The organism is Francisella sp. AG1, from assembly GCF_057683165.1.
In genome coordinates, this window is sequence record NZ_CM173135.1 from 1,922,720 (window position 1) to 1,946,184 (window position 23,465).

The following is a 23,465-nucleotide window of genomic DNA, read 5'->3' on the forward strand; positions in this document are numbered from 1 at the left end:
CATTATGGTGATCAAGTTGTTTCGATACTACAAAAAATACACGATATGAATATCATTGGACCAAACACTAAATTTAGTATAGGAGTTCTAGCCCAAACTAATAATGGTGATTCTGATACCGGTGGAGCACCTAAATTAGGTAACCCAGGATTACCAAAAGATTTAGTACCAGAATTATGGACTATACTACAAAATGATCCAGCAATTAAGGCAACTGGATTAAAAATAGATGGTATTATGACATGGGCTGCAAATATTGCTATGAATGGTGCTGGCGTAGGAGGTAATGTTCGCTCTGTATCTTCTAATACAGCAGATGTAGTTCCTTATGACTGGGCTGCTGATTTATGGAATATAACCCCTCCTGTTGAGCAACCAACCATTCTTTGGACTAGTAGTGGATTACCTGCTGAAGCTGATTTAACAGGTGGTACCTTTACAGCTGATGCTATTCTACAAAATGCTCCTGATGATGATTCTCTAGTTTACACGTGTAGTGATGAGAGTAATAGCAATGCTACGTGTGAAATTACGAGCACTGATCCATCCTCTACTAATGGCACCTTTGCTCTTAACGGTACAGCTGAAGGAGATCATATTATCATATTAGCTTCTGATTCTAGTAAACTAGCTCAAGCAGTGCAAAGTGCCCCTATAAATAATTGGTTCACTTGAAGAACCAACAATTAGTTGGATTAGTAGAGGACTTCCTTCTCAAGCTGATTTAACAGGTGGTACCTTTACAGCTGATGCTATCTTACTTAACGCTCCTGATGATGACTCTCTGATTTACACTTGTAGTGATGAAAGTAATAGCAACGCCACATGCGATGTTACAGATATGGGTGTTTTTACTCTCAATGGTGTAGCTGAAGGAGATCATATTATTGTATTGGCATCTGATTCTAGTAAACTGGCTCAAGCAATACAAAGTGCTCCGATAATAATTGGTTCGCCTGAAATATCTGGAGTTACTTTAGCAAGTGATGGTAACTTAGCAGGATACTGGTACAAAGTTACTCCAGGAAATGGTCCTTTCATTCAAGGTGGATGGGGAGATATTTCATTAGGAGATATTGACTTTTCAAACCATTCTGTAGTAATTAAAGCATGGGAACATTATAGAGATAATACAACAAATGTAACCTGCCCATTACCAGAAAAAGGTGCTGATAGCGTAAAATATGTTATGAGTGGTACTTTGAATAAAGCAAACTGTTCAATAGAAGCACCTCAAGCATAAATGCCTTATCTATAATATATTTATCAAAATCTAAAAAACTTATCTGTTCTATAAAAATCATGTATAAAATATACTCTAATAGTTTATATTAATTTTTAACACCTATTTGTTTATACTTAAACCTTTAAATATTAAAGGTGAAGATAATAACAAAAGAAAACTACTTAATCCAAGAAGTATAAACAATAACGTAAAATTAAGCTTAAAAAACATAAGTATAAAAATTGGAATAATAGTTCGCGATATATTAATAATAAAAGAGTAAATACTATTATACATAGCGAAATTATCTTCAAATACTTCACTAATTATAATAGGTTTAACAATAGTTGTAATACCAAAACTACTACCAAATAATGCTGAAAACACAATTAATAGATAAACACTAAACTCTAGAGATAAAAAAAGAAAAATACCGCTAATGAACATCAATATTGCAGAAAGCAAAATCATTGATTTAGATGTGATTTCACTTTGAAACTGAATTAGTACTCGTCCAAAAACTTGGAAAAAACCAATTAAACTAAAGCTAAACAATATAAAAGTCTCATGCAATTTAATTTTAGTGATGATCGGAATTAACTCAAAAAATATAAGTGTCTGCATCAAACCAATACTTACTCCCCATATCAATAATAAAATAGGTATATAACCAAATTTATCTAACTTTTGACTCATTTTTTGTGTTTTTTTACTTAAGTATTTTTTTCTATCTGAAAAATTAAAAGCTTTTGCATAAGCTATGAATAAACCCACAAAGATACTAATCACACAAACCATACTAAATCCCCAAGGAAGATAGTGAAAGCTAGGCGCTATAATAAGGTAGGAAAATGTATTTGCAAATCCACTGAACCAGGTCATTACAACTACTCTTTTTTTAAAAATATTAGGGGTCTGATCAAGTTCCATAAAATATGCAATTGCAGGATCTAACATCAAAAATGCCAAACTACAACCAATAAATATTGAAGCAAATAATAATTGATAAATGTTTTGTGACAACAATATAAATATAAGACTAATCAAAGTAATAACAAAACCTATTACTACACTATAAAATGCACCATAACGGTTGGTGATAAATCCTGAGAAAAGTGAAGAAATAGACCACGATAATAGCATTGCAATGATATACCACTGATAATCTAAAAACACCCCTACACCTGAACTATATATAGGGTCTGTTGTATAGATAAAAGGATAACCATAATATAGAATTCCTGGAATAATAAGTTGTCCAAGATTTATTAAAAAAATATTTAATTTTAAGCGATAATGATTCATTTATTTTAACTTTTATGTAGCAGTAGTTTTACCAAGATCTAACTATTATTTCTGTTTAATTTCATCTTGTGAGAACCCTGCTGCAAGCAAATCTTTTATTTCATAACCTTTTGCTTTCAATGTACTAGCACTAACTCCGGATTCTCTTGCTACCTTTAAAGAGTTAAATTCACCATGAAACGATACTACATTTTTTGGACTTAATTTATTCTTATCATAATTTTGTAAATCTTCACTGTGCCTACTTACCAAATAATCCATATTACCACGAAGCAATAAAGTGAATTTAAACAACTCTTCCATAACATCAATTAAACGTTGCTTATAAGTTGATTCTAGTAGCTCACCCTTTTCATTAAACTGCTCATAAGCTTTTGCAATAGAAGACTGATTAGGGATGGTAAACATTCTCATCCATCTTCCTAACACACGCATTTGATTTAATGCATTAAAAGTTTGCGATCCACCTGAAACTTGCGTTAAGGCTAAAAGCTTTCCTTGAGTTGGTCTAACGGAATCTATAACAAGAGGCAGCCAGTCAATTTGATTCTTTAAGACAGATGATACAGCTCCGTGCACCTCAGGTGAGGACCAAACCATTGCCTCAGACCATACAACTAATTCTCGTAATTTACGTACTGATTCAGGAAGTTTTTCTACATCTTTTGTTTGAGTCAACTCAATATTTGCAACGGGTAAATCTTCGGGGTTGAATATTTCAACTTCACATCCAAAACTTGTTAAAATCCTAGCTGACTCTTCAGCAACAAAACGGCTATAAGAACGTTCTCGTAAAGAACCATAAAGAATAAGAACTTTAGGTGGATGCATCAACTGTTTTTCTTTACAACAAAATAAATCATCTATTACACTTTTGATACTATGGCTAGGTAATTGCTTGTTCATTTATATTTCCTCAAAATTAAATATTTAATATTATTAATATATGATCCTAATATTACCACCTAGCCACTAAAACTTCCATTAAAAATGCATATTTAAAATACTCCATAAAAGTGTTTACAATTAAGTTCATATGCATACTCTATCAAGGTTAGTAATACATCCCCTTTTATTAAATGATTCATATTTAAATATCATAATGCTATAATACATACAATTCTTCAGGGCAGGGCGAAATTCCCTACCGGCGGTAACTGCTTGTGCAGAAGCCCGCGAGCGCTTTCTAACTCATATTAGAAAGGACCAGCAGATTTGGTGAGAATCCAAAGCCGACAGTTATAGTCTGGATGAAAGAAGATGTTAATTACTTGAAATTTAGTTATATACGACTGAAATGTATCTCTGTATAAACATGAAATTTCTCCCTGCCCTAGATATAAACAAAAAATTTAAACGGGCTAATGAAAAATATTGAAAAATACTATATGCAACAAGCTCTTTCTCTAGCCAATAGAGGTAGAGATACAGTCTCACCAAATCCTATGGTAGGTTGTATTATTATTAAAAATGGCGCGATAATATCTGAAGGATGGCATTCTTTAGCAGGCGGAGATCATGCTGAAATATATGCGCTTAAAAAAGCTGGCAAAAAGGCTAAAAATTCAATCGTCTACGTAACGCTTGAGCCATGTTGTCATAAAGGGAAAACCGGCCCTTGTACTGATGCTTTAATCAAAGCCCAGGTAAAAAAAGTAATAATAGCTATCCTTGACCCTAATCCTAAAGTAGCAGGTAAAGGGGTTCAAAAACTAAGAGCCACAGGCATAGAAGTTGAAATAGGTATTCTAGAAAAGCAAGCATTAGAATTAAATAAAATTTTCTTCCACTATCAGAGAACTAAAACACCTTTTGTGCATGCGAAATGGGCTATGTCTATAGATGGTAAAATATCAGTTAATGGTAATGATTCTAAGAAAATAAGTTCCGAAAGAGCTTTAGAACATACACATCGGTTGCGCAATATTTACGATGCTATTTTGATTGGTAAACAAACATTAATTGATGATGACCCTAGCCTTGATGTGCGAATTAACCTTAATGAAATAAAGAACCCAATCAAATTTATTATTTTTAATAGCTTTAGAGAAATCAACCTTAATTGGAAAATCATAAATCAAAAGAATTCTAAAACTATTTTCATCTGCACGAATATCTCTGAATCAGTTGCCAAACAGTTAAATACTCTTGGTATCGAATACTGGATACTACCTAAAGCTGATAATCAAGTTTGTTTAGATAGCCTACTCAAAAACATGGGGGAAATAGGCGTTACAAGTTTACTTATAGAAGGAGGAAAAAGAACTCTAGAAAGCTTTATAAACAAAAGATTAATTAATGAGTTTGAAACTTACGTATCTCCAGTGATAATAGCTAACAACAATCCAAAAGAAAACTTAATCTTTAATAACATCTCTTTTTTAGGTAAAGACTTAATTATCAACTCTAGCTATAAGGATAGTAGGAATGTTTAGTGGAATAATTCAAGAATTAGGAACAATAAAAAAAATAATCGTAAAAAATAATATTAAAACTTTTAAAATAAAGTTTAAAAATAGTATTAAATGTAATATTGGTGATAGCGTCGCTATAAACGGTACTTGCTTAACCGTTACTCAGCTTGACAAAGACTGTCTTATAGCTGACTTTGATGCTGTACCTGAAACTCTTATAAAGACTAATTTAGATTTTCTTAAAATAGATGATACTGTGAATACTGAGCTATCACTTTGCTATGGCGATAAAGTAGGTGGACACATGGTACAAGGTCATATAGATGAAAAAGGAATGATTAAAGATATGCAAGATCTAACTGGTGCTTGGCTAATTCAAATATCAGCTTCTAAAGAATTTTTAAAATATTTAATAAAAAAAGGATTTGTAACTATTGATGGCATGAGTATAACTATTATAGATGTCTTTAAGGATTCTTTTACAGTCACACTTATACCTCATACCACTGAAATTACAATAGCTAAAAATTATACCAAAGGATCTATAGTTAACCTTGAAGCAGATGCAACAGGTAAATATATCTACAAATACACTCAAGGAGTTAATAAAAATGTTTAGAAAAATACAACAAAATGTTGAACGTGCAATAACTGCTCTCAAAAATGGAACTCCTGTGGTGGTTTTAGATGACTACGATAGAGAAAATGAAGGAGATTTAATCCTACCAGGTGAAAAAGCTACAGAAGAAAATATAGCCTTTATGTTAGAACATACAAGCGGTATTATATGCTTATCAATGGATTCAAAAAAAGCTAATAAACTTAACCTATCGCCCATGGTTGCAGCAGACAAGAACAACAGTACTTTTTCAACACCGTTTACTGTAACAATCGAAGCCAAAGAAGGTGTTACAACCGGAGTATCGGCTAAGGACAGGGCACATACCATACAAGTTGCCTCAAAACCAGGAGCTAAAGCCGAAGAATTAGCTAGGCCTGGACATATATTTCCACTTATAGCAAATGATAAAGGGGTAATAGGCCGTGCTGGACATACTGAAGCAGCTGTTGATCTTATGAAACTTAGCGGCTTCAATAGTGCTGGTGTATTATGCGAGCTTATGAATAAAGATGGCACTATGATGAAAACTACTCAATTAGAGAAGTTTGCTAAAAAATATAGCCTACCTCTTTTAACAATTGCCGAGCTCTACCAATACCGTTTAGCCACTGAAGTCTTTATCGAAAAATCTGCTAGCTCTGTAATCCCTTTTGATCATATTGGTGAGCTTGAAATGACTGTTTATAAAGATAAGTTCAATGGTGAAGAAGTTGTCGTTCTCTCTAAGCCTTATAGCAACAATCGCCCTCTTGTGAGGATGCATTCTTCTTGTATCACTGGCGATTTATTTGGTTCTTTACGCTGCGACTGCCAAGCCCAACTTAAAAAAGCTATGCAAATGATAAGTGACGAAGGTGGTTATTTAATATATTTAAACCAAGAAGGTCGTGGAATAGGCCTAACGAACAAACTTAAAGCATATAATCTACAAATGCATAAAAACATGGATACTATTGAAGCTAATGTTGCTTTAGGCTTACCAATAGATGCTAGAAAATATGATCTTGCTATTCAAGTATTAAAATATAACAAGATTGATAGCTGTAGACTTATCTCAAATAATCCAAAGAAGATTAATGCTCTTGAAACAGTTGGCATACAAGCAGAACCTGTTGCTTGCGAAGCTTTTGTAAACTCCCATAACAAAAGCTATTTAATGACTAAAAAAGATAAAATGAAACATACAATTAAAGGAATATAGGCATAAAAATGGAAAAACTAGCAATTATTGTAAGTGAATTCAACTCTTTAATCACAGACAAAATGCTTGAAGGAGCCTTAGCAGAAGCATATTCACAAGGGTTAAAAGATAGCCAAATATATATAAGGAAAGTTCCTGGAGCTGTTGAACTTCCTTATATGGCCAAGCTTTTAGCTGAAACGAAAAAATTCAATGCTATAGTACTATTGGGTTGTGTTATCCGTGGAGAGACTGATCATTATGATTACGTATGTGACCAAGTTAGCTATGGAACACAAAAAGTTATGCACCAATATAATTTGCCTATAATTTTTGGTATATTAACTACTCACAATAAAGAACAAGCTTTAGATAGAGTTGGTGGAAAAAAAGGACACAAAGGAAAATATTGTGTTCAAGCTGCCCTTACCATGGCTCAAATCAAAAAAGATATATTGGAGCAAGGAGTTTAAGATATGTCTCTAAAAATCCTAAAATATCCCCACCCTGTTTTAAAAGAAACAGCTAAGGAAGTCAAAAAAGAAGAAATCAATGATGAATTTCGCTCAACTATAGCTGAAATGCAGAATTTAATGCTTGAAGCTAATGGTGTTGGCCTGGCAGCAGTTCAAGTAGGTATAAAAAAAAGATTTTTTATTATGTTCGATGACTTAGAGAGCTCAAACTCAGAGATAATCACCATTATCAACCCTGAGATAATTCAAAAAAATGGAGAAATTATAGATGAGGAAGGGTGTCTATCATTCCCAGGTATTTCAGCAAAAGTAAAAAGATCTATAAATGTTAAAATAAAAGCTTTAAATGAATTTGGCAAAGAAATAGAAATTGAGAAAAGTGGTTTTTTAGCTAGATGTATCCAACATGAAATAGATCATCTTAATGGTATAACTTTTTTTGACCACTTAGGATCCTTAAAAAGGAAGATGATTGAGAAAAAATATCGAAAAATAATGAAAGAAAATGCTGAAAAATAATTTTTTTAACTATTTTGGCGTACTAAGCTTTACTTTTAAGCAAGCCTGAGCAAGAATTATGTCTTGTAAATAATATTAAGAATTTGGATCAAATATGCGCAATATTTTTAAAAGAACATCTCTTTTTTTATTCATTTTAGTTATTGCATCCTGCGGGATGCTTTCTAATGATAAGTTTATATACTTAGGTCATGGCGAAAACTCGCCAGATTACCAACTATATTATGACAAAACCCAGAAACTCTTTGTTTTGATTGACAAAAGAAACGGTTGCTTCCAAAAAGATGATACAGGAACCTGCTTAGCTTTCACACTTAAAGAAGCTCGAGAATTTAGAAAAAATGTTCTAGCAAAAATGATAGAAATAGATTTGCAACTTGCTAAAGATAACCATGGCAGCAAAGCTGTTGCACGCTTACAACAAGCAGGGATTACTACAATCAACAAACCTATCAAAACAACTCCTACATATGCTACCCCTGTCAGACAAATAGTTCTTGACAGAAAACAGCAATACCATTTAGTTAGAAGAGAATATGAGATTGACTCTAACCTTGTTGCAATGGTTGTTACAAATGAAAATGGTCAGAAAAGTATAAAGGTTGCCTATACTGTTGATTTCCCAGGAGTTGAAAAAAATTACAATACAAAACTTAGACCTTTCATTATTGATCCTGAATATCTATACACTCACATGACTATGGATTCTGTGCATGAAGCTCAATACATGCAAAAAGGTGTTATAAGTAATCAAGAAGATGTTAAAAAAGAAGTCAGCAACTACCTTAAAGAAGTAGTAGATAACGAACATCCTATGTCAAAAAATCAACAACAAAATATCGCAGATAAAGTAGCGGCTTTAGATGGTGGTGGTATTATAACAGATGCAAGTATGAGAAATAGCGAAGAAGCTATCGATAGCGGTAGTAGCGTTAAAGAAACTCCTCAGACAAAAACAACTATTCAACAAGATCCTGTTCAAATAAGTGAAACTACTTTAGACAGTGACAATCACTAATCTAAATAATTACTCCTCCACCCAAACAAATATCTCTATCATAAAAAACTACTGATTGACCTGGAGTTATTGCGCGTTGAGGCTCATCAAAAAACACTTCAACAGAACTATCTTGATTTACTATCACTTCACAAGCCTGATCCTCTTGTCTATACCTAACTTTTGCATTACATCTAAATTTATCTTTAGGTGGTTCTCCTGCAACCCAACTAAGATCTATAGCGTTTAATGAGTCCTTAAACAGCATTGGATGGTTATGACCTTGTACCGCTATTAGTACATTATTTTCCAAATCCTTCTTTGCAGCAAACCAAGGTGTTTCTGGACGGTTTTTAACTCCTCCAATACCCAAACCTTGTCTTTGGCCAATGGTATAATACATAAGGCCATCATGCATACCAATTTTAATGCCATGCTCATCATGTATCTCACCTTTTTGTGCAGGCAAATATTTTGATAGAAAATCTTTAAATTTACGCTCTCCAATAAAGCATATTCCTGTACTATCTTTTTTATCAAACGTGACAAGTTGATTCTTTTTTGCTATTTGGCGTACTTTATTTTTCTCTATATCGCCAATAGGGAATATAGTTTGTTTTAATTGCTCTTGACCTAGGGTGTATAAAAAATAGGTCTGATCTTTATTGGTATCTAAACCTTTAATTAGTCCCACAGCCCCATTATCTAAAACTCTCGTCCTAGCATAGTGGCCTGTAGCTATATAATCCCCACCAAGTAAATTAACATAACTTAAAAAAGCCTTAAATTTAATTTCTTTGTTACATAAAATGTCAGGATTAGGCGTCCTACCTGCCTTATACTCAACTAAAAAATGCTCAAAAACATTATCCCAGTATTCAGCAGCAAAATTTATTTTTTTGAAAGGAATGCCAATTGAATCACACACAGCCTGTGCATCTGCAATATCTTGCTCAGCTGAGCAGAATTCATCACTATCATCTTCTTCCCAATTTTTCATAAAAACGCCAATTACATCATAACCTTGCTGTTTAAGCAGCAAGGCCGAAACAGAAGAATCTACCCCTCCTGATATACCTACTATAATTTTTTTCTTATGCATAAATCTCTAATCATTTTATTTTTTCAAAACAGATAAGAAAGCCTCTTGAGGAATTTCTACTGAACCAATATTTTTCATCCTCTTTTTACCTTCTTTTTGTTTTTCTAACAATTTTTTCTTACGTGAAACATCACCACCATAACATTTTGCTAAAACGTTTTTACGTAAGGCTTTAACTGTGCTTCTTGCAACAATCGTACCGCCAACAGCTGCTTGAATTGCTACCTCAAACATTTGCCTAGGAATAAGCTCCTTAAGCCTCTCAACAAGATCTCGACCTTTATATTTAGCCTGATTCTTATGTACAATACTTGCTAGAGCATCAACTTTATCCCCATTTATAAGTACATCTAAACGCGCCATATCAGCCGCTTCATAACGAATTAACTCATAATCTAAAGAGCCATACCCTTTTGTCACGGATTTCAACGTATCAAAAAAATCAGATACAACCTCTATCATAGGTAAATCATAAGTTATTGATACTTGACTGCCGACATAGTTCATATCGACTTGTACACCTCGTTTTTCTATACATATTGTAATTACACTGCCTACAAAATCCTTTGGAACTAAAATATTCGCTCTAACAATCGGCTCATGTATTTCAGCAATAGCACCTGGATCAGGAAGCTTCGAAGGATTATCAACTTCTATCATTTCACCATCTTTTTTAACAGCTTTATAAACCACTGTAGGGGCTGAAGTAATTAAATCAAGGTTATACTCTCGCTCCAATCTCTCCTGAATAATTTCCATATGCAGCATACCTAGAAAACCACATCTAAAGCCAAAACCTAATGCTTGTGATGTCTCAGGTTCAAAAAACAATGATGCATCATTTAAGCTTAGTTTCTCAAGAGCTTCTCTAAAATCTGGATAATCATCAGAACTTATTGTAAACATCCCAGCATAAACCTGGGGCTGGACTTTTTTAAAACCTGGTACAGGTTTATCTGTTGGTTTATGCGTATGTGTTAAAGTATCTCCGACAGGAGCACCATGAATATCCTTTATTCCAGCAATTATAAACCCAACTTCTCCTGCTTTTAAATGATCCAAATCTTTCATTTTAGGAGTAAATACACCAAGCCTATCTGCTTGATGAGAAATTCCTGTTGACATGACCTTAAACTTTTCACCTTTTTTGAGAGTTCCATTTTTGATCCTAACTAGTGATACAACTCCTAAGTAATTATCAAACCATGAATCAATTATTAGAGCTTGCAGCCTATCATTAACATCACCCTCTGGAGCTGGTACTTTAGCAACAATCGTTTCTAGAACATTCTCAATACCTATACCTGTCTTTGCACTACACGTTGTAGCGCCTGTTGCATCAATACCTATTATCTCTTCAATCTCTTCAGAAACTTTATCTGGGTCTGCGGATGGTAGGTCAATTTTATTTAGTATTGGTATAACTTCCAAATCTTGCTCTATAGCTGTATAGCAATTAGCAACAGTTTGGGCTTCAACCCCTTGAGCAGCATCAACTACTAACAAAGCTCCTTCACAAGCAGCTAAAGATCGCGAAACTTCATAAGAAAAATCCACATGCCCAGGCGTATCAATGAAATTAAGTTGATATGTTTGGCCATCCCTAGCAACATAGTCCAAAGTTACAGACTGAGCCTTAATTGTAATTCCTCGCTCTCTCTCAATATCCATTGAGTCAAGCATCTGCTCTTTCATCTCACGTCCTGTAAGGCCATTACAGACCTGAATAAATCTATCTGATAATGTTGACTTGCCATGATCAATATGAGCAATTATCGAAAAGTTTCTTATATTTTTCATAATGTTAAATTTTATCTATTACTAAAGTAATTGTTTATATTTATAAATCTAGATACCTATTATGCTACAAAACGACTTCAAAAAGTAGTATTGAGATAGTTTAATAATCTAATATTTCACAATTATCTTATATTTTTTGTTGACAAAAAAGAACAATGTATGCAAAATACTTTAGCTATTAATTTATATTATTTATGTTTTTCTCATATCCCCCTAGAGAAACGAAAGATTATAAGAAGTAAAAAAAATTAAAAATTTGGAGAATTAAATTGGCTAACTCAAAACAAGCAAAAAAAAGAATCATTCAAGCTGAAAGAAATCATCAGCACAATGTAGCTCGCCGTTCAATGATAAGAACTTTCTTAAAGAAAACTGCTTACGCTATTGAAAAAGGTAACTTAGAAGTTGCAAAAGAAAACTTCGCAAAAGTAGTACCATTGTTGGACAAGTATGCTACAAAAGGTCTAATCCATAAAAATAAAGCCGCTAGACATAAATCTCGTTTAAGCGCTAAAATCAAAGCTCTTACTACAGCTACTGCTTAATCTAAAAAAATATCATATAATTGTTGGCCAATATTAGTTATTAAATATAATTATAGAAACCAACAAGGTCTACTGTCATATATATTATTTTGATATCAGGATAGATTACTGTGTTATTAACTAAAATACAGGCTCTTTGGTCGGTGGTTGATAATTTCCTGAAATACCAACTAGTTTATCCTGATTGTTAAAAGTTAAGATTAGCTTTGATTCATCAAATTTTTCATCTTGCATATGTCTTTTGTAAGTATTTATATAAATATACTGGTTAGGATTAAATGTATCAATAATATCTGGTGATCCTAATATATATACAACCTCACTCTTAGTCATATCAGGTTTAACTTCAAAAATTTTTTTATTTTTTATCTCTTTTCCTTGTGGAACAGGAGCTGTGTATGGCTCTATAACTCCACACCCCGATAAATTAAGCACGAAAAATACTACAGCTATATATTTTTTTAATTGATTTAACATATACCTAATCTTCTAAGCCAGCAAATAATTTTTGATCAATAATATCACATAAACAGTGTACGATTAAAAAATGGTTCTCTTGTATATTTGCGGCAATATTTGATGGGACTCTCAATTCTATATCTTTTGTGTCATACATACTTTGTAATCTTCCACCATTTGCACCAGTAAGAGCAATAACGCTCATGTCAAGATCATGAGCCTCTTCAACTGCTTTTAATATATTCTCTGACTCGCCATCAGCTGTAATAACCAACAAAATATCATCTTCATTACCTAATGCAGCAACCTGTTTAGAGAATATTTCCGCAAAACCGTAATGATCACCTATAGCAGTGATAGATGCCATATCGCCTGTCAATGATATTGCTGGCAAAGGTGGTCTCTCCATTTCAAAATGACTAAGTAATTTGGATGTGAAGTGCTGTGCAATAGCTGCTGAACCTCCGTTGCCACACACTAAAATCTTACCTCCATTTTCCAAACATGAAACCATTGCTTTTGCAGACTGTGCAATAGCTGGAGGAAGAATATTAGCTGTTTCAATTTTTACTTGAATACTATTCTCAAAATAACTATTTACTTTGTCTAAAGGGGTCATGATTTTCTCTAAGCTTCAATCTTACAAAAATTTTACTATATTAGATTTTTGATAGCTAGCACAATAAAGGCAATTTTATTCTTCTTATATAATCTTTACTCTAATCTTCAATATTAATAGCAAACATGTAATAGGCAAAACTAAGCATATAATGATAAAATCCCATATATACTCGAATGGAATATACCCCATAATAGCAACACTTATAACACCTGTTGACATATTTACAAAATTCATAGCCCCCGCAGCATTAGCTCGACATCTTATCGCATTAGACGCTAAATGAGAGGCTGTAGGATAAATAAAAGTACACACAAAATATATTAAAGCCATCAACATAAAAAATATAATCGGAGTAATAAGTTCTAATACTCTTAATAAAGCCAGTAGCATAAATAAAAATATTAAAACGATCAATGCGGCAACTAATATATTCTCTGATTTATATTTATTAACTATTCTTGCAACCAGCAGTGATCCAAATATTATCCCTACTATAGTTATAGTATTATATAGTTAATCCGATAGTTATTTGACAATAATGTTATAATATTTAGAAAAAATGTCATCATATAGCCAAGATTTCAGAGATATCGTAATAACTAAATATAAAGAAGGCCTAACAGACAAAGAGCTAAGTAATTTTTTTAATATAGATATCCGTACTACTAGATCTTGGATAAACTTATACGAGACAACTGGTGATTATAAATCTAAGCAAGGCTTGGGTTGCGGTAGAGTAGCAACCTTTACAGATAAGGAAGCGATAGAAAGCTACTTAAGAACATATCCAGATGCAATGGCTTTAGATATTAGAGAAGCATTAGCTCCTGAAATACCTAGAAGCACATTTTATGATTGTCTTAACAGACTTGGTTTTAGTTTTAAAAAAAGACACCTAAATATAAGCAAAGAAAAGAACAAGATAGGCAAAGTTTTATAGAGGTTGTTGAGACTATTGAACCTAACAAACTTGTATATTTAGATGAAATGGGTATGGATAATAAACAGTCTGTACTAAGAGGATGGTCTCTTGTTGGTAAACCTAGCTATGGTGAAGTTATTGCTTATCAAACTCAGAGAAAAAGTATAGTTGCTGGTTATAACTATTTAGAAAAGAAGATTATAGCACCGCTAGAGTATACTGGATATACAGATACTCAAATTCTTAATCAGTGGTTTGAAGAGCATTTATGTCCTGAGTTAATTCCAAAGACTACTGTTGTTATGGATAATGCTAGTTTTCATAAGTCTCCTAAATTGGCTAAAATAGCAGAGAAGTTTGATATACAGATACTATACCTTCCTGCTTATTCTCCTGATTTAAATCCTATAGAAAAAATTTGGGCCAATTTTAAAAGAATTTTAAGAAAAGTAAATAATTCTTTTGATAATTTATCTGATGCTATTACTCACGTCTTTAGCACAATATTATCAGATTAACTATATCTGACATCCCAATAGGCTCAATAATTGCTATATGCTTCATTATAATCTATTAACTCCATAATCAAATATACCGAACACAAGAACAATACTATCAACTATCTCACCCAAACTAAATAGTAACTAAAAAAACTATTACCGATGTCTATTACCAAATAAACTACTTCCAACTCTCACATCTGTGCTACCATATTTGATAGCTAATCTATAATCAGCACTCATACCCATAGATAACCTTTTCAACTCTTTCCCTGGTGGTAATTTAGAGTTAAGTTGATTAAAAAAAGCTCGCATTTTTTTAAAACTATTTTCGGGTGTTATTGATTTAGCTGGAATACACATAAGCCCAACTATCTTGATACACTTGAAATCATTTGATTTATTTATGATTGATAAACCTTCTTCTAATTGAGATGACTTAAGACCAGATTTATTTGGATCATCATCAATATTAATTTGCAAGAATATAGTTACTTCTTTATTTAGCTGTGTTGCTGCTTTATTAATTTTTTCCACATGCTCAAACTTCTCAACACTTTGAATAGAGTCGACATATTTAACTATATATTTAATTTTACGTGATTGTAATGAACCTATAAAATGCCAATGTAATTCTGGAAGCTCAAGAGCTTTTTGCTCTAATTCTTGAAAATAATTTTCACCAAAATCCATTTGTCCCAAGCTAGCTAAATATTTAATCTTGTCAACAGATTGATATTTACTAACCGCCAATAAGTTTGCTCTATTATTAATATTGTGACTTATATTAATATAAGATTTTTTTATCACGCCCTTATCTAACATTATTTTTTCTCATAACAATAATATTTCTTTCTGCATTCAAAAAAGGTACTTTTACACTATATTTTTGAATGTCTAGAGGCAACATTGTTAAATTTTGTTCCTCTAAATCTGGCCCTTTCATTGCAAGCATCTGATTGTTGTTAGATAAAAATTGCTTACATAATTCATAAAACTTATCAACAGAGCTAAATGCTCTAGAAATAATATTATCATAGCTTCCTTCTAAATCTTCAATTCGTGAATTGATTGGGGTAATGTTATTTAAACCAAGATTTTTTTTAACATTTTTAAGAAACATAATCTTCTTACCAACGCTATCAACCAGTGTAAACTGATGGTCTGGATATAAAATCGCTAAAACGACACCCGGCAAACCACCACCCGTACCAACATCAATTGTTGTAGAGTTTTTTATATATTTTGCAATAGATAAGCTATCAAACAAATGCTTCACTAACATTTCATCAATATTTTTAATAGCTGTCATATTATAAACTTTATTCCATTTTTCTAGCAGCTTTAAATAACTTATCCATTTTTCTATTTGAGTATCATTAGCTTTAATATCTAAAGCTTTCAAAGCTTGATTTATTTTATCTTTCATAATGTTCATTTTTTGTGGTAATAAAAATCTTATGTAAGCTATAATACACTGATTATAAACTTTATAAAAATAGTTGGAATTCAAAATTTCAACCTTAATATAAAATACTATGTTCTTATCAAGAAAATTTGGGGCTGCGATGATTATATAGTTAATCTGATAATATTGTGCTAAAGACGTGAGTAATAGCATCAGATAAATTATCAAAAGAATTATTTACTTTTCTTAAAATTCTTTTAAAATTGGCCCAAATTTTTTCTATAGGATTTAAATCAGGAGAATAAGCAGGAAGGTATAGTATCTGTATATCAAACTTCTCTGCTATTTTAGCCAATTTAGGAGACTTATGAAAACTAGCATTATCCATAACAACAGTAGTCTTTGGAATTAACTCAGGACATAAATGCTCTTCAAACCACTGATTAAAAATTTGAGTATCTGTATATCCAGTATACTCTAGCGGTGCTATAATCTTCTTTTCTAAATAGTTATAACCAGCAACTATACTTTTTCTCTGAGTTTGATAAGCAATAACTTCACCATAGCTAGGTTTACCAACAAGAGACCATCCTCTTAGTACAGACTGTTTATTATCCATACCCATTTCATCTAAATATACAAGTTTGTTAGGTTCAATAGTCTCAACAACCTCTATAAAACTTTGCCTATCTTGTTCTTTTCTTTGCTTATATTTAGGTGTCTTTTTTTAAAACTAAAACCAAGTCTGGTAAGACAATCATAAAATGTGCTTCTAGGTATTTCAGGAGCTAATGCTTCTCTAATATCTAAAGCCATTGCATCTGGATATAGTTAATCTGATAATATTGTGCTAAAGACGTGAGTAATAGCATCAGATAAATTATCAAAAGAATTATTTACTTTTCTTAAAATTCTTTTAAAATTGGCCCAAATTTTTTCTATAGGATTTAAATCAGGAGAATAAGCAGGAAGGTATAGTATCTGTATATCCAGTATACTCTAGCGGTGCTATAATCTTCTTTTCTAAATAGTTATAACCAGCAACTATACTTTTTCTCTGAGTTTGATAAGCAATAACTTCACCATAGCTAGGTTTACCAACAAGAGACCATCCTCTTAGTACAGACTGTTTATTATCCATACCCATTTCATCTAAATATACAAGTTTGTTAGGTTCAATAGTCTCAACAACCTCTATAAAACTTTGCCTATCTTGTTCTTTTCTTTGCTTATATTTAGGTGTCTTTTTTTAAAACTAAAACCAAGTCTGGTAAGACAATCATAAAATGTGCTTCTAGGTATTTCAGGAGCTAATGCTTCTCTAATATCTAAAGCCATTGCATCTGGATATGTTCTTAAGTAGCTTTCTATCGCTTCCTTATCTGTAAAGGTTGCTACTCTACCGCAACCCAAGCCTTGCTTAGATTTATAATCACCAGTTGTCTCGTATAAGTTTATCCAAGATCTAGTAGTACGGATATCTATATTAAAAAAATTACTTAGCTCTTTGTCTGTTAGGCCTTCTTTATATTTAGTTATTACGATATCTCTGAAATCTTGGCTATATGATGACATTTTTTCTAAATATTATAACATTATTGTCAAATAACTATCGGATTAACTATATTAAAAATTTCATGTTTTGGTTTTTTTATTTATGCTTCTATTGAGCTATTTGGATCGTTATATGGTACAAACTATATGGTTGCAGTTGGGTATGGCCATACCCAACTGCAACCATAGTGGCTTTTTTATTGGTTCTATACTTATCATATGCATCTGGGCATTAATGACTTTTACAGCATTAGTCTTAGCAGAAGTTAATTTGCAAATGGCTGATGGTTCAAACTTTGTTAAAATGGCGGGGGACACATTTGGTGCTAGCGGAGTCATAATAGTTTGGATATGCCAAGTGCTTTTACTATATTCACTACTAGCTGCATATACTGTTGGCGGTAGCCTTTTAATATACACGGTCCTAAATACCTTAGGGCTAAACTTAGCAGAAAATATTACTGGGATTATTTTCATACTAATATTAGGAATATTTGTATACATAAGTACCAGGATTGTTGATCATGTTAATAAACTTATGCTGACTGGCAAACTTATAGCATTTTTTTTATTAATTACCTTTCTAATCCCACATATTTCAATCAATCACTTAACATACCAGCTAAGAGATACTAGTTTTATTTGGGTTGCCTTCCCAATTCTTTTAACTTCATTTGACTTCCATCATATTATACCTACACTTAGAACATATCTTAAATCTGATAAAAAAGCTTTGCGCCAAGCTATTATATTAGGAAGCTCTATACCACTAATAATATATTTATTCTGGATTTTTGCAACACTAGGATCATTACCAATTGATACTTCAAATGGAATACTTAGCAAACAATCTGGAGAAATAACTTCTGTAATAATTAACCACTTCAATGCTAGTTCTAAATATATTTCTACCATATCATTTCTATTTGGTTTTTTTGCTTTATCCACATCATTTTTAGGAGTGGCATTAGGACTATTTGATTTTAATAGGAACACTTATAAAATTGAAAAAAACAGCCATAAAAATAAGATTCTAGCTTTCATAATCACATTCTTACCCGCATATATTTATGCTACTATATACCCGGATGGATTCAAAGCCGCACTAGGATATGCAAGTATTTTTGTAGCTATTTTACAAGTTGCCTTACCATTATCAATGTTATGGACTATCAATTACCGTAAAAACATAGCCTTAATTAGCACATCAATAATAACTATTATCACCATAACAATTGCTATAGCTATAATTGCCTTACAAGTACTAAGCTCTTTAAATCTACTGTCTGTATAAAACTAAAGACTATTATTCCTAACTTTCATATTATAAGTTAATAGAATTATCACACCTACAAATATAGGCAAAATTACTGATGGGAATAACATAAGAGTAAAATATTGACCAAAAATTTTGACCCATATAACACCTGCAGCATTGCCTACTACAAACATTATCATACATATAGCAAAAAAAGGGATTTTCCAAAGATTTTTAGTATTACCTCGAAGTAATCTACCAATCTCAATACCCAAATCTGTTGTTGTACCTGTCATATGGGTTGTACGAGCAAATCCGCCAAAAAATAAAGTTGTAAAACTATTTTGCATACCCATCGCTATAGCTAAAAATAAATCATCAATCACACGATTATTACTAAAAATATCTATCAATAAAGTGCCTGTAAGCATAACCGCGCTCTGTAAAACTAATGATTTAGTATGATCCTCAGAAATAACATAGGTATCAGTTTTCATTATAATCCCATTTATTGTAGCTCCAACGACAAAACCTAAAACAAGCACAGCAACTTTATACATAAATATCCAGTCTGAACCCGCGATACTATGTCCTAAAATCCTCAAATTACCAGACATAACTGCCACACTAGCACCAAAAGAATTATACAAAACAACACTATCTATCCAACCAGAGTTAAAAATTAATATTATTGTAATGAAATAAGTAAAAGCTAATTTTTTTGTAAACAATTCTCGATCCCCCTCAATTCTTAGAACATATTATATAGTTTTTTCTAGTAAGAATCATTTTTAACCTTTTTATTAATCATATCCAAGTACAAAACCACTTTATCTAATTATCTAAATTAGCCTCATCCGCTGCCACCAACAATGACTTTTTATCATAAAAAGCATCGTTCTTTTTTAAATCACCAGCAATATCTGAAAATAATACCCCTTTTAAGCCATATTTCTTTACAAACATTATTTTTTCCTTAACAGTTTCAGGAGTATCAATTGTTAAAAACTCACTTTGTTTTTTATTATAAGCCAAAGCTTGACCTATTTTCATCTCACTCTTAACTATTTTCCAATCAGAAGCTGATAAAGTAACTATATCCCTATAATTAATCTCTTTTACTAGAGAGTCACTAAAGTCATCATTTGAAAATTTCTGATACAACCCGTCATTCTTTTGAGATACTTCACTATAACCAACTCCAAATGTCGGTATGGTTATAACCAATCTACTAGGGTCAATATTATATTTAAGATATGCGCCAACTGTAGAAAATATATTACCATTTTCTCTGTTATCTACCTCCTGAGGTTGGTTTTTATCAAAATAAAGTGGTGAATTATAATTAGTGAATTGCTCTATATCTAAAGTATTATGGTAATAAGTATTAATATTCATAACATCTACAATACTTGATAACTTCCTCCAAAAACCAGGGTAAACATCTTCTACTTTCTTAATAATACTTGCCTTAGCTGGTAAAGTTATATCTACTTCAGCGAGAAGTTTAAATTTAATTAAACTCAAAAAATCTAAATAATTTTGTAACTCATTACGTGCTCCTTTCTGATATAGAAAAAACCATGTATTTGCATAAGGTTGCCAATCAATATTAACTCCTGCAAAAGTTGTTCCATAACGTCTTTTACTACTAATCGTTTTTAATCTTACATCTTCAAAAAATTGCTCTATGGAATCTATAAAAACATCTCTAAACTGAGGTTGTATAATAGTAACTAAATCATTTGTATGCATATCATTTATATTAAGTAATACCGGCTTCCCATGTTTTATCAAATCCACCAAACCACTTACTATCGCATTATTTTCTTCAATAGGTAGTTCGGATAAACATAACGGTTTTATAAAATCACTAGATCTCACACTACGACTATTTAGCTTACAATCAGAGATCTTTATTCCTTTATATATTAACTTATCTAGCTGCTGATAATTTATATCATCAGAATAGTAGCCTTTAGAAAGATCACTTACAGAATAATATGCTGAAATTTCTGTAGCTGCCACTGAGGTGACACAAGCCAAAAAAATATTCACCAAAATATATATATTTTTCATTTATTTATTATGCAGCAATTACTTGATTTATTATCATAGTATTTATTTTACTTGATAAAAATAAATTTTAACTATTATTATCATTTTTAATCAAACTTTTGTGCTAAAGTAAAAAAAGAATGTATTTTGAACCCTATAATCTAAAAAAAGGTAAGCCCATGCAAACTTTAGAAGCATTAAAAAAGCGAAAATGCGTTAGAGAATTTATACACAAACCAATTCCCATAAAAATCTTAGAAGAACTTTTTGAAGCTGTAAAATGGACGCCTTCAAGCAAAAACACTCAGCCATGGAAGATTGTAGTGGTTAGTGGGCAAAAAAAAATAGACCTTATGCATAAAATTCTAACCGCTTGCAATAACCGTGAAAAACCCAGGATGGAATATAATTATGATGGTGACAACTTTCTAGAGGGAGAATTAAAAAAACGTGCTAGCAAATGTGGATATGACTTATACAATGCTATAAATATCAGCAGAGATGACAAGGAAAAACGTATTCAACAATGGAAGAAAAACTATATTTCTTTTGATTCTCCAAGCGCTATATTTATTTTTAAATATGCTGACACTGGAATTAGTAGTTATATGGATTGTGGCATGCTAATACAGTCAATTTTACTAGCCGCTCTAGACTTAGGCTTAGCTACTTGTCCCCAAGCTTCATTAGGACATTATCCAGATATAATAAAAAAAGAATTAGATGGATTTGATGATTACATATTATTGTGTGGAATAGCTATAGGGTATGAAAATACATCAGCGAAAGTAAATAATTACCGAACAGAGAGAGAAGATATTAAAAACATAGTTAGTTTCCTCTAACCTTTATAGAATATAAAAAACACTTAGTTTATTAAGCTCAAGCTCTATAATGATATTATATTATTACTTCTTTGTTTCTTTTTACTAAATAGTACTCTATAATGGCTACCGATGCATGTACGGCTATAACAGCCAAACCAACAAACGCAAAATACTCATGTATATCTTTTATTTCTATAACATCTGCTCTAGGCATAACCTCAAGAATAGTTGGTAAACCAAATGGCATAACATAACCTCCTTTAGCACTTATTATACACCACCCTAATATAGGCATAACAATTAACCAAACATATAAAAAAGTATGGACTAACTTAGACACTATAGCTCTAAAATTATTATAAAACATCCTTTTTCCCATTATTGGTAGTTTTATAAATTTTCTAATAACCATTCTAAAAATAGTCAAAAATAAAACTAAAAATCCAATATAAAGATGAAGGGTTTTCATTACATCATGATATAAGGTATGCTTACCAAAAGTACTTCTAAATTCAATAGTTATAAAGGCTAAAAATATAAGTATAACCGTAGCCCAATGAATGAAAATCATAAGTCTATTAATTTTCTCTTGCATTTAAATAAATATAATTTTTTTGAATAGCGTAGATTATAAAGCTTTTAATAATAAATAGAAGTTTTTATAACTAAAAAGAACCAAATAAATTATATAATGCTGTATATATAAGGCATGTAAGAATGATACACGCTGGAATAGTTAGCACCCATGCTGTCACCATTTTTTTAACAACTCTCCAGTTAACTCCTGAGTCAGCATAACCTGCTCCCATAATAGATCCTGAAGCAACCTGGGTAGTACTAACAGGTAAACCAATATGTGAAGCTGCTAAAACCAATACCCCTGAACTAAGTTCTGCTGAAACCGCATTAACAGGTTCAAGCTTAGATAGCTTAGTGCTTAGAGTTTTAATTATTTTCTTACCTCCAGATAATGTACCCAACCCCATAGCAAGTCCACACAGTATAATAACCCAATCTGGAACTTGTGTTGTATGTACTAAGCCAGCACTTAGGAGAGCCAATGTTATGATTGACATAGTTTTTTGTGCATCATTAGAGCCATGCGAAAAAGATAATAAACTTGTTGATATTACTTGCATCTCTCTTATATATTTATTTGTTGTTCTAACCATAAAAAAACGCATAAGTATATTTAATAAAAATATACATATTATCAAAGCTAAGAAAAATGCTATAAGAGGAGAACTAACCATTGGTATTAACACTTTATGAATTACTGTCATATAGTTAACATCTTTATAACTAGAACCAATAATTACAGCTCCTACCAAAGACCCTATTAAGGCATGAGAAGAACTGGATGGAATACCAAAACTCCATGTAAAAAAATTCCAACTTATTGCACCAAGCAAGGCCGAGATTAAAACAATATCTGTAACTACACTTGTATCAACAAGACCCTTTGATATAGTCGCAGCAACCGCCGTACCAAAAAATGCTCCTAAAAAATTAAAGAAAGCAGCTAGACCTATAGCCTGATATGGAGTCAATGATTTAGTAGCTATAGGTGTTGCTACAACATTTGCAGCATCATGAAAACCATTTGTGAATTCAAAAAATAAAGCTATCAAAATAATAGCAATAAGTATTGATGTGATCATTTTATATACCT

General features: G+C 31.8%; 24 protein-coding genes, 2 pseudogenes and 1 riboswitch. Of the genes and pseudogenes, 12 read left to right on the forward strand and 14 right to left on the reverse strand.

What is annotated here, in order from left to right; all coding sequences use genetic code 11:
- The first annotated feature begins 45 nt into the window (after positions 1-45).
- Together ACR0PV_RS10020 and ACR0PV_RS10025 are read left to right on the forward strand one after the other, a co-directional pair.
- Positions 46-675 (forward strand): hypothetical protein, encoded by a 630-nt coding sequence (locus tag ACR0PV_RS10020; protein WP_488172925.1) that lies wholly within the window; start codon positions 46-48, stop codon positions 673-675.
- 217 nt (positions 676-892) lie between these two features.
- Positions 893-1,243, forward strand: a complete 351-nt coding sequence (locus ACR0PV_RS10025; RefSeq protein ID WP_488172926.1) for a hypothetical protein — start codon at positions 893-895, stop codon at positions 1,241-1,243.
- 102 nt (positions 1,244-1,345) lie between these two features.
- Here the strand turns inward: ACR0PV_RS10025 and ACR0PV_RS10030 are convergent, their stop codons facing one another.
- Entirely contained in the window at positions 1,346-2,530 is a 1,185-nt protein-coding gene (locus ACR0PV_RS10030) for a hypothetical protein (RefSeq protein WP_488172927.1), read from the reverse strand.
- 45 nt (positions 2,531-2,575) lie between these two features.
- Positions 2,576-3,436: an arsenical resistance protein ArsH gene (gene arsH, locus ACR0PV_RS10035; RefSeq protein WP_488172928.1), complete on the reverse strand. Its 861-nt coding sequence runs from the start codon at positions 3,434-3,436 to the stop codon at positions 2,576-2,578.
- A gap of 210 nt (positions 3,437-3,646) precedes the next feature.
- A riboswitch (FMN riboswitch) is annotated at positions 3,647-3,796 on the forward strand.
- 98 nt (positions 3,797-3,894) lie between these two features.
- Here arsH and ribD point away from each other — a divergent pair.
- The 6 genes from ribD (at position 3,895) to ACR0PV_RS10065 (ending at position 8,759) form a co-directional block, all read left to right on the forward strand.
- On the forward strand, positions 3,895-4,965 hold the full coding sequence (ribD, locus tag ACR0PV_RS10040) for a bifunctional diaminohydroxyphosphoribosylaminopyrimidine deaminase/5-amino-6-(5-phosphoribosylamino)uracil reductase RibD (RefSeq protein WP_488172929.1): 1,071 nt from the start codon (positions 3,895-3,897) through the stop codon (positions 4,963-4,965).
- A complete protein-coding gene (locus tag ACR0PV_RS10045; protein WP_488172930.1) occupies positions 4,958-5,563 on the forward strand; it encodes a riboflavin synthase in 606 nt (201 codons plus the stop codon). Before ribD ends, ACR0PV_RS10045 begins: the two co-directional genes overlap by 8 nt.
- Positions 5,556-6,767: a 3,4-dihydroxy-2-butanone-4-phosphate synthase gene (ribB, locus tag ACR0PV_RS10050; RefSeq protein WP_488172931.1), complete on the forward strand. Its 1,212-nt coding sequence runs from the start codon at positions 5,556-5,558 to the stop codon at positions 6,765-6,767. Before ACR0PV_RS10045 ends, ribB begins: the two co-directional genes overlap by 8 nt.
- A gap of 8 nt (positions 6,768-6,775) precedes the next feature.
- Entirely contained in the window at positions 6,776-7,219 is a 444-nt protein-coding gene (gene ribH / locus ACR0PV_RS10055; protein WP_488172932.1) for a 6,7-dimethyl-8-ribityllumazine synthase, read from the forward strand.
- 3 nt (positions 7,220-7,222) lie between these two features.
- Entirely contained in the window at positions 7,223-7,741 is a 519-nt protein-coding gene (def, locus tag ACR0PV_RS10060) for a peptide deformylase (RefSeq protein WP_488172933.1), read from the forward strand.
- Positions 7,742-7,835: 94 nt separating this feature from the next.
- Positions 7,836-8,759, forward strand: a complete 924-nt coding sequence (locus tag ACR0PV_RS10065) for an FTN_0109 family protein (protein ID WP_488172934.1) — start codon at positions 7,836-7,838, stop codon at positions 8,757-8,759.
- A gap of 1 nt (position 8,760) precedes the next feature.
- Here ACR0PV_RS10065 and mnmA read toward each other — a convergent pair whose 3' ends face one another.
- Positions 8,761-9,840, reverse strand: coding sequence for a tRNA 2-thiouridine(34) synthase MnmA (gene mnmA, locus ACR0PV_RS10070; protein ID WP_488172935.1), 1,080 nt, complete (start codon positions 9,838-9,840; stop codon positions 8,761-8,763).
- Between the two features lie 15 nt (positions 9,841-9,855).
- Positions 9,856-11,640 carry a translation elongation factor 4 gene (gene lepA / locus ACR0PV_RS10075; RefSeq protein WP_488172936.1) on the reverse strand — a complete coding sequence of 595 codons (1,785 nt, stop codon included), beginning with the start codon at positions 11,638-11,640 and terminating at the stop codon, positions 9,856-9,858.
- 269 nt (positions 11,641-11,909) lie between these two features.
- Between lepA and rpsT the strand changes: the two genes are divergently transcribed.
- Positions 11,910-12,185, forward strand: coding sequence for a 30S ribosomal protein S20 (gene rpsT, locus ACR0PV_RS10080; RefSeq protein ID WP_488172937.1), 276 nt, complete (start codon positions 11,910-11,912; stop codon positions 12,183-12,185).
- A 120-nt stretch (positions 12,186-12,305) separates the two neighbouring features.
- On the opposite strand, the gene ACR0PV_RS10085 is transcribed toward rpsT, so the two are convergent.
- Entirely contained in the window at positions 12,306-12,662 is a 357-nt protein-coding gene (locus ACR0PV_RS10085; RefSeq protein WP_488172938.1) for an outer membrane protein assembly factor BamE, read from the reverse strand.
- Positions 12,663-12,666: 4 nt separating this feature from the next.
- Positions 12,667-13,263 (reverse strand): D-sedoheptulose-7-phosphate isomerase, encoded by a 597-nt coding sequence (locus ACR0PV_RS10090; protein ID WP_488172939.1) that lies wholly within the window; start codon positions 13,261-13,263, stop codon positions 12,667-12,669.
- Positions 13,264-13,825: 562 nt separating this feature from the next.
- Here ACR0PV_RS10090 and ACR0PV_RS10095 point away from each other — a divergent pair.
- A protein-coding gene (locus ACR0PV_RS10095) for an IS630 family transposase (RefSeq protein WP_488172940.1) occupies positions 13,826-14,706 on the forward strand; the annotation gives its coding sequence in 2 pieces (ribosomal slippage) (positions 13,826-14,150 and positions 14,150-14,706; 882 coding nt in all).
- Between the two features lie 138 nt (positions 14,707-14,844).
- On the opposite strand, the gene ACR0PV_RS10100 is transcribed toward ACR0PV_RS10095, so the two are convergent.
- From ACR0PV_RS10100 to ACR0PV_RS10115, 4 genes and pseudogenes are all read right to left on the reverse strand, one after another.
- Positions 14,845-15,513, reverse strand: a complete 669-nt coding sequence (locus ACR0PV_RS10100; protein ID WP_488172941.1) for a YggS family pyridoxal phosphate-dependent enzyme — start codon at positions 15,511-15,513, stop codon at positions 14,845-14,847.
- Positions 15,503-16,126: a 16S rRNA (guanine(527)-N(7))-methyltransferase RsmG gene (rsmG, locus tag ACR0PV_RS10105; protein WP_488173998.1), complete on the reverse strand. Its 624-nt coding sequence runs from the start codon at positions 16,124-16,126 to the stop codon at positions 15,503-15,505. The genes ACR0PV_RS10100 and rsmG overlap by 11 nt, the downstream gene beginning before the upstream one ends.
- A gap of 142 nt (positions 16,127-16,268) precedes the next feature.
- Positions 16,269-16,924, reverse strand: a pseudogene (locus tag ACR0PV_RS10110) (IS630 family transposase); the annotation flags it as partial.
- 3 nt (positions 16,925-16,927) lie between these two features.
- A pseudogene (locus ACR0PV_RS10115) lies at positions 16,928-17,671 on the reverse strand (transposase).
- 112 nt (positions 17,672-17,783) lie between these two features.
- Here ACR0PV_RS10115 and ACR0PV_RS10120 point away from each other — a divergent pair.
- On the forward strand, positions 17,784-18,944 hold the full coding sequence (locus tag ACR0PV_RS10120; protein ID WP_488172942.1) for an amino acid permease: 1,161 nt from the start codon (positions 17,784-17,786) through the stop codon (positions 18,942-18,944).
- Positions 18,945-18,946: 2 nt separating this feature from the next.
- Here the strand turns inward: ACR0PV_RS10120 and ACR0PV_RS10125 are convergent, their stop codons facing one another.
- On the reverse strand, positions 18,947-19,639 hold the full coding sequence (locus tag ACR0PV_RS10125) for a YoaK family protein (protein WP_488172943.1): 693 nt from the start codon (positions 19,637-19,639) through the stop codon (positions 18,947-18,949).
- Between the two features lie 103 nt (positions 19,640-19,742).
- Entirely contained in the window at positions 19,743-20,954 is a 1,212-nt protein-coding gene (locus tag ACR0PV_RS10130) for a glycoside hydrolase family 18 protein (RefSeq protein WP_488172944.1), read from the reverse strand.
- Positions 20,955-21,145: 191 nt separating this feature from the next.
- Between ACR0PV_RS10130 and ACR0PV_RS10135 the strand changes: the two genes are divergently transcribed.
- Positions 21,146-21,811, forward strand: coding sequence for a nitroreductase (locus ACR0PV_RS10135; protein WP_488172945.1), 666 nt, complete (start codon positions 21,146-21,148; stop codon positions 21,809-21,811).
- Between the two features lie 55 nt (positions 21,812-21,866).
- Here the strand turns inward: ACR0PV_RS10135 and ACR0PV_RS10140 are convergent, their stop codons facing one another.
- On the reverse strand, positions 21,867-22,388 hold the full coding sequence (locus ACR0PV_RS10140; RefSeq protein ID WP_488172946.1) for a cytochrome b: 522 nt from the start codon (positions 22,386-22,388) through the stop codon (positions 21,867-21,869).
- A gap of 70 nt (positions 22,389-22,458) precedes the next feature.
- The gene (locus ACR0PV_RS10145) at positions 22,459-23,454 is read right to left on the reverse strand and encodes an anion permease (protein WP_488172947.1); all 996 of its coding nucleotides are present in this window, start codon (positions 23,452-23,454) and stop codon (positions 22,459-22,461) included.
- Positions 23,455-23,465 lie beyond the last annotated feature (11 nt).